Below are 11,829 nucleotides of genomic sequence, written 5' to 3' on the forward strand. Positions count from 1 at the left end.
ACAGATTGGAGCTTGACACCTAGACGGCCAAAATGTTTCAATCCCGTCTGACCCTATTATCGCAAAATAGCTGTAATGGCTATTTTGAGGGCTGGAAGAGGTGCGTTATTCAGGTAGCTAAATTGAGGAGAGCAAACTCCGATGACATTTAGTGAGGGGAATTAACGCCGAGAAGAAATCATCTTTGCTAATTGATTTTTTCGGGCGCATGGGCTGAATCCCAGCGACTGTCACCAACATATTTGGTGGAGAGCTTCTGGTCTTAGAAAGATAAGGCCATGCCTTATGCTATTTTAAGTCCATTGCTCTTCGAATTTTAATTGTTCGGAAGCTGGATTTGCACTTCAAGTCACCTTCCGAGCTGCATTTAAGTTCGGTAGAGATGAAATCTAAATACAACTTATCTGACTACCCGTTATGGACAGCGCTTGTTACGCCGTTCGACGATAACAACCACGTTGATTTTCACACGTTAGCGCAACTAGTACTTGCACAACAACAAGCTGGTAATGGCATACTTTTACTCGGTAGTACCGGTGAAGGGCTTGCACTGTCACAGCAAGAGCAGCGCGACATTGTGCGTTATGTTTGTGAGCTGTCGCCAACGGTGCCATTGATGGTTGCTATTGGCGGCCATGATCTTGCGTTACAACTCGACTGGGTTGAATTTTGCAACACCCAACCGATCGATGCCTTTTTGGTTGGCTCACCGCTCTACGCGAAGCCAGGTAACGTGGGCCTGACACACTGGTTTAAAACATTATTGGATGCCAGTAATCACCCATGCATGTTGTACAACGTTCCTGGACGCAGCGCTGTTTCAATAAGCCCAAATGTTATTGAAAATCTTGCTTCCCATCCCAAACTATGGGCGCTCAAAGAAGCCAGTGGTGATATTGCTACCTTTGAATCTTTCCGCAAAGCATCACCTGATCTCGCTATTTATAGTGGAGACGATGGATTGATGCCGTACTTTGCACAAGCGGGCGCAGCAGGCCTTGTCTCTGTTGCTGCCAATGCTTGGCCTCAGCAAACAGCAGAGTTTGTAAAGCGCTCGCTTGCTGGCACGTTTCCAAATTTATTTACCACTTGGACAGACGCGGTAAACAGCTTGTTTAGCGTAGCCAACCCGATCCCCGTCAAGGTCTTAATGCACTTGCAAGGACAGCTGGCTTCGCCGCGTCTTCGCCCACCACTGACCCACTTAGAGCTCAGTGACACAACGTTTATCAAAACCGCAAATTCAACTATTTTATCTTGGAGTTAAGGAAGTATACATGAGCTGGTTAACCCTATTAAACAACCTAGAAAATGGCACTGTTCGCGCAGCGACACAGGATGAACAAGGCAACTGGCATGCCAATGTCGAGGTCAAAGAAGGTATCCTAGAAGCCTTTAGAAACGGTACAAATACAGAATACCCAGGAGGCTTTGTCGACAAAGATAACTTAGCACCTCAAGGATTCGCGGCTGAAGCCGGTGTGAGAATGGTCCCAGGTGGAAGCAGCGTTCGACGTGGCGCATATGTCGCTTCAGGCACAATTATTATGCCACCAGCTTACGTGAATATCGGTGCGTATATCGATGAAGGTACTATGGTAGATAGCCATGCTTTGGTTGGCTCTTGTGCACAAATTGGTAAAAATGTGCATCTCAGCGCGGCCGTACAGGTAGGCGGTGTATTAGAGCCGGTCGGGGCAAGCCCAGTGGTCGTGGAAGACGATGCTTTCATTGGCGCAGGTTGCGTTTTAGTTGAAGGCGTTGTAGTGAAAAAAGGCGCTGTATTGGCACCTGGCGTACGTCTCTCTGCAAGTATTCCTGTGTATGACTGCGTTAACGAAAGGGTATTAGAAAAAGGCGAAGCAATCCCTGAAAATGCCATTGTTATCCCAGGCTCTCGCCCTGCAAATGGTGAATGGGCACAACAGCAAGGTCTAAGCTTGTCCTGTGCTCTTATCGTCAAATACCGCGATGAGCAAAGTGATGCAGCCCTTGAGTTAGAAGAGGTGCTTCGCTAATGTCTGCTTTGAGTACGCCAGTAAAAACAGCGATTTCTGCTCTGGCGCAGAACCAGCATGAACCGTTCTATTTTTACGATTTAGATGCGTTGCACGCTCACCTGAGACAATTAAGTGAACAAACCGTTGTGAAACTTTGGTATGCAGTCAAGGCAAACCCATTGTCTAGTATTATTCAAACATTAGACCAAGCGGGATTTGATTTTGATGTTGCCAGTAGCGGCGAATTGCAACAGGTTTTAGCACAAGGCATCGATGCGAACCGCGTACTCAATACAGGACCAGCTAAGTCCAAACGCCAAATTGAAGAATTCTTAAACTCAGGTGTAACCACCTTTGTAGCGGAAAGCCTCAATCAGGTTGCTTGGCTGCAAGATGCAGCCAAGCGTCATAATGCTCAATTACGTATCTTGCTACGCGTTCAGTTACGCTGGCCCGATAATGAAAAAAACCCATTAGGCGGAGATAGCTTAACGCCATTTGGTTTAGGAACACAGGAATGGTCATCACTGTCTATCAGTGAATATGATCATTTGGATTTTGTCGGTCTGCATATCTTCCAGTGGGGTAATATGCTAGATGCGGCAAAATTAGCTTCTCTATGGCAGCAAATGATAGACCCACTCGTGACTTTAGCCGAACAACTCAATATCAATTTGCGTGTTTTAGATTTAGGTGGAGGCTTAGGCATTCCTTACACCGCATCTCAATCTGCGATTGATTGGTGTGCTATTTTAGACAGCTTAGAAAACATTAAGAAACAAGCCAATGTAGATGAGCTGTGGATGGAGCTAGGTAGGTATGCGGTGGGTGAATGCGGCTATTATATTAACCCTGTTGTGGAACAAAAGCGCAACTACAGTAGCAATCAGTTGATACTAGCAGGCGGCATAAATCATATTTTGCGCCCGGCAGTAACCGCACAGGCATTTCCCGCCGAGCTGTTACGTGACAGCAGCTCTGCACCGAAGACGTTTACCCTGCACGGCCCACTATGCACAGCCTTAGATCACTTGGGGGAACATACGCTTCCAAGCGATATATCCGAACAAGATTGGATTGTATTTAGTCAGTGTGGTGCCTATGGTTTCACTGAAAGTATGCCCTACTTTCTCTGCCATACCCTGCCAAGCGAGTACACCTACCAGTCCGGTCAAACACGCTGCGTTAGGCCCCCACTGACACCGCAGAATTATTTGAGGTAACCATGAATCAGATAACCCAAACATCCATTCAAGTTGCAGAGCTGGCTAACGGCCAAGCTATGTCGATCCCTGTTTTTACTGTTGGTGATCAGAACGAAGGGCCCAAAGTCTACATTCAAGCAAATATGCATGGCGCCGAAGTGCAGGGCAATGCCGTGATCTATGCTTTACTAGAAAAGCTAAAAACCGTTCAATTGCGCGGTTCAATTACCTTGGTTCCCTATGCAAATCCGATTGGATGTAATCAGAAGTCAGGAGAGTTTACACTGGGCCGCTTTGACCCCATCACCGGAGAGAATTGGAATCGCCTGTATCATGATCATACTCATCTGGTCGCTGACTTTGCCGAAAAGTACGTTGATGCTTCTGAGCAAGTGATCCGCAGTGAATTTAAACAGCTATTAATTAGTAAAACGGATGAGATACTTACCCAACCGTTACACCAGCTCAAAACCGGCAAGCGCATTGCAGTCAATCTTCAACGTCTTGCTCATGAGGCTGACTTAGTCCTTGATTTACATACGGGACCTGTTTCTGCAAAACACTTGTACTGCCCAGAATATGCACAGGCGAGCGCTAAATACTTTGACATTCCTCACACATTACTGATACCTAATGAGTTTGATGGTGCAATGGACGAAGCTTGTTTTTGTCCTTGGTGGCAACTCAGCGAGGCGTTCAGCGCACTAGGTAGGGATTTTACAACGACAAATGAGGCATTTACTGTAGAGCTTGGATCTCAGGAGCACATTGACCTGAGCGAAGCACAACAAGATGCCGATAGCCTCCTGAGCTATCTAACTCATAAAGAAGTGATCCTAGACAGTACGTACCAACCTAAACCAATACAACGATATGCTTGCTATTTGCAAGACTATGTAGCCTTTTACGCCCCGATAGGCGGTATGGTGGAATACCAAGCTGCGCTTGGTGGACATATTAAAGCCGGAGAGACACTCGTCAATATTTTGCGTATGGACAAATATGCGCAAGGCGAGGCTTTAAACCCGATTACGTTTGACAGTGATGCCATTGCCATATTGCACTTTGCTTCTGCAAGTGTAAACCAAGGTACCGAACTGTATAAGTTATTTACTAATTACTTTGAACTCTAAAAAATTGCGTGAGAGTAGGTAGGTCTGAGACTTACTTGCTAAGGTGTGGTGACATGGTCGCCACCCTTTTTTTAATTTTTCACCATATCTCTAGTGCCTACCATCTTTAGAAATCCTTTTGCGTATTTGAATTTATCTCACTTTACAAGCGGTTGAATTTTAAACAACCTATTAATTCGTTAATGCAGATTTTTAAAAGGAAATAATGATGAAAATGCAAATAAATAAAAAACACCTAAAAACCCTGTCACAAGATAAACAATTGCTACCTAATGAAAACACGCCCCATGTAGCTGGCGGTACAGGGTCATGGCCGACACCTGCAACTACTACAGTTAGACAGAGAACTTGCCCGACTGGCGATGCTTGTAAGACTAATCAGGGGATTTACTGCGTTACACGTTAGGCCCCCCCCCCTTAAAAGTAAAAAAGCCAACGTGTGCACACGTTGGCTTTTTTGTCATTTACACTCGGTAAGCTATGGGCGAGGAATAAACCCTAATGCGTCATAAACCGATTTCAGTGTTTTTTCGGCGCGTTCACCTGCTTTTTCTGCACCACTGCGCATAATATTGTCAAGAAGCGCCTGATCAGCTCTAATTTCTTTAAAGCGCTCTTGGATTGGCGTTAACATTTCAACCACAGCAGCAGCCGTATCCTTTTTCAAATGGCCATACATTTTATCTTCGTATTCTGGCACAAGTGCTTCTACTGAACGGCCCGTTGCAACTGACAGTAAAGTTAGCAGATTAGATACACCCGGTTTCTCTTGTCGGTCAAAATAAATACGCGCCTGTTCGTCCGAGTCCGTCACGGCTTTTTTGAGCTTTTTCTCAATCTTTTTTGGTTCGTCTAATAGCAAGACAAACGCATTTGGATTGTCATCAGACTTTGACATCTTTTTCAACGGATCTTGCAAGCTCATAACGCGCGCGCCTAGCTCAGGAATGTACGGCTCTGGTACTTTGAATACATCACCATAAATATTGTTGAAACGCGTCGCAATGTCACGTGTGAGCTCTAGGTGTTGCTTCTGATCCTCACCCACTGGTACTTGATCTGCTTGATACAATAAAATATCGGCAGCTTGTAACACTGGGTATGAGAATAAACCGACGTTGACATTATTCGCATGCTTCGACGACTTGTCTTTGAATTGGGTCATGCGATTCAATTCACCCATTTGTGCATAGCAGTTTAGTACCCAGCCTAACTGCGCATGTTCAGGTACTTGAGACTGAACAAAGAGTGCCGACTTCTCAGGGTCGATACCACATGCTGTGTACATAGCAATGCCATCTAATACACGCTCGCGCAAAGCGGCAGGGTCTTGGCGCACAGTAATGGCGTGAAGATCAACTAACATAAAGAAACAATCGTGATCTTCTTGTAGCTTAAGCCACTGGTTTATGGCACCTACGTAATTGCCTATTGTCATACCACCGGTTGGCTGAATGCCACTTAATACTACTGGTTTTGTCATCTTGTTCCTTTATCTCAATTATGGTTTGTTAAAATGGGAATTATATCTGAGAACTGCTCACAGAGGTACTGTGGATTAAATTGCGAGAGTGCTTCCCCCTGATTATACCCATAGTTCAAAGCGATCACAGGCATATCCGCACTGTGTGCCGCTAAAATATCACTTTTGGAATCACCTATCATAATGGCTTGAGAAGCGCTCACACCGAGTTGTTTACACGCTTTCTCAAGCAATTGAGGATCTGGTTTCTTGTTTCCATCATCACCACATACGATAACATCAAAATGCTTGTCAATGTTAAGTTTTTGCAAAAGTTGTAATGTAAATACTCTATCTTTGTTCGTCACTAATGCTTTTGGTACACTCCCGAGTTCATATAGGCCTATTTCTACACCGGGGTAAAGCTCGGCATACTCACCGACTAACTCTTGGTAGTGTGCTTTAAATCTCTCTGTTGCTTGTTTGACAAGCGTCGCTGAGAGATCAGGGTTAATCTCACTATCACAGCTCAGTCCACGCTGAACGAGCTTGTCTATGCCATTTCCAACCCATTGTTGTACCTGCATTTGTGAAACAACAGGAAAAGCAACATCTGATAGCGCCAAATTGAGCGCTAAGTGCATATCTTGAATACTGTTGACTAAGGTGCCATCAAGATCGAATAAAATCCCTTCGATATTCATTAGCGTACCTTAGCGAGTTCTTGACGCATTGCATCAATAACCGATTTATAATCAGGTTGATTAAAGATAGCTGAACCCGCCACAAACATATCTGCGCCAGCTGCTGCGATTTGCGCAATATTGTCTACCTTCACACCGCCATCGACCTCTAAGCGAATTTTTTTACCTGATGCTTCGATACGCTCTCTTACTTGTTTTAGTTTATCGAGTGTATTGGGAATAAAGCTTTGCCCACCAAAACCTGGGTTCACTGACATCAGTAATATTTGATCAACTTTGTCCATAACATAGTCAAGGCAATGTAATGGCGTAGCAGGATTAAGTACCAAGCCTGCCTCACACCCCTGCTCTTTGATCAAAGCAAGACTGCGATCAACATGTTCACTCGCCTCTGGGTGAAATGTAATGATGTCAGCACCTGCTTTGGCAAAGCTTGGGATCAACGCATCTACCGGTTTAATCATTAAATGCACGTCAATTGGCGCTGTAATACCATAATTTCTTAGTGCCTCACAGATCATTGGCCCAAATGTCAGATTTGGTACATAGTGATTATCCATCACATCAAAATGCACGACGTCTGCACCTGCATTAATTACTTTTTCAACATCGCTACCTAGACGTGCGAAGTCGGCTGACAAAATAGATGGTGCAATTAGAAATTCAGGTTGTGCATTTACTGAAGACATGAGTTCCCCTTAAAGTTAGCTTCCGCCGCTACTTTAACTTAAATTGCCCGGAAATACACGGGCAAGCAATTGCCAATTTGCGAGCAACTTACAGAGAAAAGAGATAAATCGATTGTTTAATAAATATCCATAGTGTACTATTTAAGGATAGCTAATCGCTGAGGGGATGGTTATGGTAACATGGCTTCAAACACGGACAGTATTGTTGGCAATCGCAGCTGTGGTTTCGGTAGGTGTATTTTCATTTGGAGATAACGATATTGAAACGGCTCAGTTTAGTCAGTGTGAGTGTGTCGACTCAACTTATAATTATAATGAACAGCACTGCAAACGCGAAGCACATACAAGTTGGTATGCGTGGTTAACTGGTGGTAGCAGCAATGCACAGTTTCACTACCTAGATTTATTAGAGCTTTTAATTGGCTCTGATGACCAACAAGACAGTTCGAGCATTTCTAAAATTTAATTGACAGCATAAAGGACGCATCATGATGGTTTTCTTAAGCATCTTTCAGAGCGTCCTCGCTGCTATGTTTGGCGTACAGAGCAGCAAAAAATACCACCGCGACTTCAAGAGTAGTCACTTTTGGCCATACGCCGTCATCGCAACCCTTTTCGTAGTCATCTTCGTTGTTAGCTTAATTTTTCTTGTTGATGGTGTTATTGCTACCGCACAAAATCATTAATTACGTGATGAATGTGCGCTATACAGCGCCATCAGTTCATTGACTTTATTGCGCCCATTCCCTTTTGGACTGATTGTCCTTTTTACTTGAATTACATCCAAATGCGCCTCACTGTATATTTTTCTCGTCCATACAGTTTCATGATTTGAGATAAGTACAGGTTTGTTGTTATCAAATGCGGCACGCTCAGCTAGATTTGCCAACTGGGCTTGATCATCAAGGTTAAATCCACCCTTGGCATAGCTTGTAAAAGAGGCTGTTTTGCTCAGAGGTACATAGGGAGGATCACAGTAAATCACTGAGTTTTTAGGTAACTGTTTAAACACTTGTTCATAGCTTAAACAGGTGAAGGTTGCATTTTGGGCCTTCTCGGCAAAATGGTATAACTCATTTTCTGGAAAATAGGGCTTTTTGTACTTACCAAAGGGCACATTGAATATCCCCTTTAAATTATATCGACACAGCCCGTTATAGCCATGGCGATTCATATAAAGAAACAAAATGGCCCGTTCATAAACATCAACGCACTCGTTAAATTGCTGACGATATTCATAGTAAGCATCCGCACAGTTATTTTGCTCAACAAATAACTTTTTCGCATCTGCGATAAACTCATCCGGTGCACGCTGAATTTCTTTATACAAGTTAATTAAATCGGCATTGATGTCATTCAACACATAACGCTTAAAATCGCTATTTAAAAACACAGAGCCAGCACCCACAAAAGGCTCAACCAAAGTTTCTGCCTCACTGTTTGCACTGCGCAATCGTTTAGTGATCTCTTCCACTAAACTATATTTTCCGCCTGCCCATTTAAGAAAGGCTCTGGTTTTTTTCTGCATGATCGATCTAATTACTCAAAAGTAGCGGGATTTTACACTATTTTTTTTACTGTGACTGTTGGATTTGCTGCTTTATTTGGGAGATCCGTTTAAAAAAGGGCTTAGCAGCCAATAATTCAGCATTTAAATTACCTCGAGCCAATTTAGCGTCATCTAGCTGAGCAAAAGGTGCCAAAGTAACAAACCACCAAACCTTGCCATTTCTGTTCACTTCAGCCACTTTAATGTTAGGCAAAGCATGTTTAGCAATGAAATCATCGGCCACTTTTCTTTCCGTCACAGCCAACAACTGAATGCTCCACTCCGTATCAGATCTTAATAAAAACCACTGATTATCATAAGATATATCTACTCTGTGATCGGTATTTTCAGACACTACTTGAGCGCTTGCTTCTGTTTGAGTCTCTGCGCGTTTGTTCGGCTGTAATGCTGTAACAACTTGCGCTACATCTTGCTCGCCAAGTTCAGGACCGAGCTCTGTGGCACTAGTTTCACTGCGCTGCATAGTATCGACTGCCACTTCACTATTAGTTACACTGCTCGACGGCGCTGATAACAATGCATTCAATACAGCTGAGACTTGTTCTTGCTCTGGCTTATTTTGTACCTCAAGTTCGCTTTGAGCAGACTTAGATACCGCCTCAACTTCTGGTTGCACTTGCTTTGCTTCAAGCACATGCTCTGCCTCAAGCACAGTCGGCTCAGATAAAATAGCGGTCTGTTGCTTCGCTATTTCTTGCTTTGTTCCTAATAGATCAAGTAACTGCTTATTGTACAAAGCAGCTACCAAACACAAAGTGAGGATCAGTGAAAAGGCAGCAATAAAAAAGTGCTTTTGTTTCAACCTTGGCTGCAAACCCGCTCTTAAATCAAGCTGCTGCTCTTCTTGTTGCCAATCAAGCAGTACACTTGGGTTGCCCCGAGCTTCGGTTAAGAATGTTTTAAATATAGGATCATCATCAGGCGGCAACTGCGTAAAAAACATTTTCATCAATTGCTTGGATTCAGCATGCGACAGCGGCTCCAAATGAATATCCAATGCATTCGGCAACATATTGGGTGCTTGTGCAGTGACTAATATGTAAAGGGTGTTTGGCGCTCTTACTGCGAGATTTTGCAGCTCCTGGATCAGTTCATCACTGAGGTGTCTTGCACCATCAAGTACCCATAAACACGGCTCTGCTGGTTGCTCGCTGTTTAAAACGAAAAAATTTTCCGTCAGTGAAAGTTTTTGATCTACCAGAGGCGCTCGAAAAGTGTGCTCCATCAGCTGTCGAACAATATCGACATCTTTGGTGTGTGCACTTAATTGAATAAAGGCTTTCGAAAAATCACTGTATTTATCTGTTATAAAGCTTTCAGCCAAATAGCTTTTACCCAAGCCTGAATTGCCGACCAGACAAATTAAGCTCTGCCCATATTCAAATTGCATTGCAATTCTATCGACCAAGGCAGAACGGCTTGGCAATATTTGAGACTGCATTACTGCCCTATTAAATGACCTACATTAGCATCAGACACGTCATCTACCAGCTCACATACACCTAGCGAAGTTGGTACTATAAATCTGATTTTACCTTTTTTATTTTTCTTGTCTTTGCGCATATGGTGAATAAACTGCTCAGACGTCATTTCTGTTGGGGGTGAAGTTGGCAAATCATATTGAGCCAGCAAGTTGCGAACACGTGTTACTTCTGCTTTGTTAATGTCACCTCGCTGTTGCCCAAGCTCCATGGCCAGTGCAATGCCCGCCGCAACCGCTTCACCATGCAGCCAATTGCCATAACCCATTTGCGCCTCTATAGCGTGGCCAAAGGTGTGTCCCAAATTAAGCAATGCACGCAAACCCGCTTCTTTTTCATCTTTAGCAACAATTTCTGCTTTGATTTCACAGCAGCGATAAATAATTTGATTAAGGCTCTCAGTATTGAGCGATTTTAATTGGGTCGCATCACTTTCTAACTTTGTTAGAAAATCAGCATCATAGATAAGACCATATTTTATCACCTCAGCCATGCCGGCAGAAAACTCCCGTGCGGGCAAAGTATTTAACGAGTTGGTATCGATAAAAACGGCTTTAGGTTGATAAAACGCACCAATCATGTTTTTCCCAAGAGGGTGATTAACTGCCGTTTTACCACCCACAGATGAATCTACCTGAGAAAGTAATGTTGTTGGTATCTGAATGAATGGCACACCACGTTGGTATGCTGACGCAACAAACCCAGTTAAATCTCCGATAACACCGCCGCCTAAGGCGATTAAACAAGTATCTCTGCCACAGTTATTTTCGAGTAGGAAGGCGCAGATTTTCTCAAACCAATCTAAGGATTTGTACTGTTCGCCATCTGGAATAACAAAGTGTAGTGGAGATAAGTCGCTGAGTTGAGATTCAATGACTTCGAGATAAAGAGGTGCAACTGTTTCATTGCTAATGATCACAGGGCGACTTTGACCTACGTGTTCAATTAATCGCCCTTTGTCCGATAGTAGATTTTCTCCAATATAGATGGGATAGCTCCGCTCGTTTAAATCCACATTCAATTCAAGCATCACTACACCCTCCTTTTTATATTGGCAATTAAAAATCTAATTTATCGATAATTTGATTTGCTACTACTTTGGCACTTTGCTCATCAGTGCGTACAACAATGTCAGCCACTTCGCTATATAAGTGGTTTCGTTGCTCAGCCAAATCTTCTAAAATTTTTCTTGAGTCTTCACCAGTCTGCAATAAAGGACGGCGCTTATCTCGCTGTGTTCGAGCCACTTGTTTTTCAATGGGTGTTTCTAAATATACTACAATCCCACGAGCTGACAGTTTGTTGCGCACTTCTTTACTGATCACCGAACCACCGCCTGTCGCCAGTACGATACCCTGCTTCTCAGTTAAGTCTGAAATTACAGTTTCTTCACGCTTACGAAAACCTTCTTCTCCTTCGATATCAAAGACCCAAGCAATATCAGCACCCGTGCGGCGCTCTATTTCCTGATCCGAATCAAAAAACTCAAGGTGTAACTGATCGGCAATGTGACGACCAATTGTGCTTTTACCAGCCCCCATAGGGCCTACTAGAAATATATTACGTTTCTCAGCCATATCTATTT

14 protein-coding genes and 1 riboswitch are annotated in these 11,829 nt (G+C 43.5%); of the genes, 7 read left to right on the forward strand and 7 right to left on the reverse strand.

Going from position 1 to position 11,829, the window contains the following annotated elements:
• The first annotated feature begins 87 nt into the window (after positions 1–87).
• A riboswitch (Lysine riboswitch) is annotated at positions 88–264 on the forward strand.
• Positions 265–382: 118 nt separating this feature from the next.
• The 5 genes from dapA (at position 383) to MHN81_RS17220 (ending at position 4,744) form a co-directional block, all read left to right on the forward strand.
• Positions 383–1,267 (forward strand): 4-hydroxy-tetrahydrodipicolinate synthase, encoded by an 885-nt coding sequence (gene dapA, locus MHN81_RS17200; RefSeq protein WP_036975095.1) that lies wholly within the window; start codon positions 383–385, stop codon positions 1,265–1,267.
• A gap of 10 nt (positions 1,268–1,277) precedes the next feature.
• Positions 1,278–2,018: a 2,3,4,5-tetrahydropyridine-2,6-dicarboxylate N-succinyltransferase gene (locus MHN81_RS17205; protein ID WP_023397701.1), complete on the forward strand. Its 741-nt coding sequence runs from the start codon at positions 1,278–1,280 to the stop codon at positions 2,016–2,018.
• On the forward strand, positions 2,018–3,223 hold the full coding sequence (locus MHN81_RS17210) for a PLP-dependent decarboxylase (RefSeq protein ID WP_023397700.1): 1,206 nt from the start codon (positions 2,018–2,020) through the stop codon (positions 3,221–3,223). Before MHN81_RS17205 ends, MHN81_RS17210 begins: the two co-directional genes overlap by 1 nt.
• 2 nt (positions 3,224–3,225) lie before the next feature.
• Positions 3,226–4,338 carry a succinylglutamate desuccinylase/aspartoacylase family protein gene (locus tag MHN81_RS17215; RefSeq protein WP_239426298.1) on the forward strand — a complete coding sequence of 371 codons (1,113 nt, stop codon included), beginning with the start codon at positions 3,226–3,228 and terminating at the stop codon, positions 4,336–4,338.
• A 214-nt stretch (positions 4,339–4,552) separates the two neighbouring features.
• On the forward strand, positions 4,553–4,744 hold the full coding sequence (locus tag MHN81_RS17220) for a hypothetical protein (RefSeq protein ID WP_239426299.1): 192 nt from the start codon (positions 4,553–4,555) through the stop codon (positions 4,742–4,744).
• 72 nt (positions 4,745–4,816) lie between these two features.
• Here MHN81_RS17220 and trpS read toward each other — a convergent pair whose 3' ends face one another.
• Genes trpS through rpe form a run of 3 tightly spaced genes read right to left on the reverse strand, consistent with a single transcriptional unit; the run spans position 4,817 to position 7,193 of the window.
• Positions 4,817–5,821 (reverse strand): tryptophan--tRNA ligase, encoded by a 1,005-nt coding sequence (gene trpS, locus MHN81_RS17225; protein ID WP_023397697.1) that lies wholly within the window; start codon positions 5,819–5,821, stop codon positions 4,817–4,819.
• Positions 5,822–5,835: 14 nt separating this feature from the next.
• The gene (locus tag MHN81_RS17230; protein WP_239426300.1) at positions 5,836–6,504 is read right to left on the reverse strand and encodes an HAD family hydrolase; all 669 of its coding nucleotides are present in this window, start codon (positions 6,502–6,504) and stop codon (positions 5,836–5,838) included.
• On the reverse strand, positions 6,504–7,193 hold the full coding sequence (gene rpe, locus MHN81_RS17235) for a ribulose-phosphate 3-epimerase (protein WP_211012944.1): 690 nt from the start codon (positions 7,191–7,193) through the stop codon (positions 6,504–6,506). The genes MHN81_RS17230 and rpe overlap by 1 nt, the downstream gene beginning before the upstream one ends.
• Before the next feature lie 172 nt (positions 7,194–7,365).
• On the opposite strand from rpe, the gene MHN81_RS17240 reads away from it, so the two are divergent.
• Both MHN81_RS17240 and MHN81_RS17245 read left to right on the forward strand, forming a co-directional pair.
• The gene (locus MHN81_RS17240) at positions 7,366–7,659 is read left to right on the forward strand and encodes a hypothetical protein (protein WP_023397694.1); all 294 of its coding nucleotides are present in this window, start codon (positions 7,366–7,368) and stop codon (positions 7,657–7,659) included.
• A 25-nt stretch (positions 7,660–7,684) separates the two neighbouring features.
• Positions 7,685–7,879 carry a DUF2970 domain-containing protein gene (locus tag MHN81_RS17245; protein WP_052027334.1) on the forward strand — a complete coding sequence of 65 codons (195 nt, stop codon included), beginning with the start codon at positions 7,685–7,687 and terminating at the stop codon, positions 7,877–7,879.
• Here the strand turns inward: MHN81_RS17245 and MHN81_RS17250 are convergent.
• From MHN81_RS17250 to aroK, 4 genes are read right to left on the reverse strand one after another with little or no spacing between them, the layout of a single operon-like run.
• On the reverse strand, positions 7,876–8,721 hold the full coding sequence (locus MHN81_RS17250) for a Dam family site-specific DNA-(adenine-N6)-methyltransferase (protein ID WP_023397692.1): 846 nt from the start codon (positions 8,719–8,721) through the stop codon (positions 7,876–7,878). The two genes, MHN81_RS17245 and MHN81_RS17250, sit on opposite strands and share 4 nt — an antisense overlap.
• A gap of 46 nt (positions 8,722–8,767) precedes the next feature.
• Positions 8,768–10,204: an AAA family ATPase gene (locus MHN81_RS17255; protein ID WP_239426301.1), complete on the reverse strand. Its 1,437-nt coding sequence runs from the start codon at positions 10,202–10,204 to the stop codon at positions 8,768–8,770.
• Entirely contained in the window at positions 10,204–11,274 is a 1,071-nt protein-coding gene (aroB, locus tag MHN81_RS17260) for a 3-dehydroquinate synthase (protein ID WP_023397690.1), read from the reverse strand. The genes MHN81_RS17255 and aroB overlap by 1 nt, the downstream gene beginning before the upstream one ends.
• Before the next feature lie 28 nt (positions 11,275–11,302).
• A complete protein-coding gene (gene aroK, locus MHN81_RS17265; protein ID WP_036975093.1) occupies positions 11,303–11,821 on the reverse strand; it encodes a shikimate kinase AroK in 519 nt (172 codons plus the stop codon).
• Positions 11,822–11,829: the final 8 nt, after the last annotated feature.

Origin of the sequence: Pseudoalteromonas sp. Of7M-16 (assembly GCF_022347805.1) — a bacterium.
Lineage (GTDB): Bacteria > Pseudomonadota > Gammaproteobacteria > Enterobacterales > Alteromonadaceae > Pseudoalteromonas > Pseudoalteromonas luteoviolacea_F.

Coding starts and splice junctions, on each gene's coding strand:
- dapA (WP_036975095.1), top strand. CDS start 383: ATGAAATCTAAATACAACTTATCTGACTACCCGTTATGGACAGCGCTT.
- MHN81_RS17205 (WP_023397701.1), top strand. CDS start 1,278: ATGAGCTGGTTAACCCTATTAAACAACCTAGAAAATGGCACTGTTCGC.
- MHN81_RS17210 (WP_023397700.1), top strand. CDS start 2,018: ATGTCTGCTTTGAGTACGCCAGTAAAAACAGCGATTTCTGCTCTGGCG.
- MHN81_RS17215 (WP_239426298.1), top strand. CDS start 3,226: ATGAATCAGATAACCCAAACATCCATTCAAGTTGCAGAGCTGGCTAAC.
- MHN81_RS17220 (WP_239426299.1), top strand. CDS start 4,553: ATGCAAATAAATAAAAAACACCTAAAAACCCTGTCACAAGATAAACAA.
- trpS (WP_023397697.1), bottom strand. CDS start 5,821: ATGACAAAACCAGTAGTATTAAGTGGCATTCAGCCAACCGGTGGTATG.
- MHN81_RS17230 (WP_239426300.1), bottom strand. CDS start 6,504: ATGAATATCGAAGGGATTTTATTCGATCTTGATGGCACCTTAGTCAAC.
- rpe (WP_211012944.1), bottom strand. CDS start 7,193: ATGTCTTCAGTAAATGCACAACCTGAATTTCTAATTGCACCATCTATT.
- MHN81_RS17240 (WP_023397694.1), top strand. CDS start 7,366: ATGGTAACATGGCTTCAAACACGGACAGTATTGTTGGCAATCGCAGCT.
- MHN81_RS17245 (WP_052027334.1), top strand. CDS start 7,685: ATGGTTTTCTTAAGCATCTTTCAGAGCGTCCTCGCTGCTATGTTTGGC.
- MHN81_RS17250 (WP_023397692.1), bottom strand. CDS start 8,721: ATGCAGAAAAAAACCAGAGCCTTTCTTAAATGGGCAGGCGGAAAATAT.
- MHN81_RS17255 (WP_239426301.1), bottom strand. CDS start 10,204: ATGCAGTCTCAAATATTGCCAAGCCGTTCTGCCTTGGTCGATAGAATT.
- aroB (WP_023397690.1), bottom strand. CDS start 11,274: ATGCTTGAATTGAATGTGGATTTAAACGAGCGGAGCTATCCCATCTAT.
- aroK (WP_036975093.1), bottom strand. CDS start 11,821: ATGGCTGAGAAACGTAATATATTTCTAGTAGGCCCTATGGGGGCTGGT.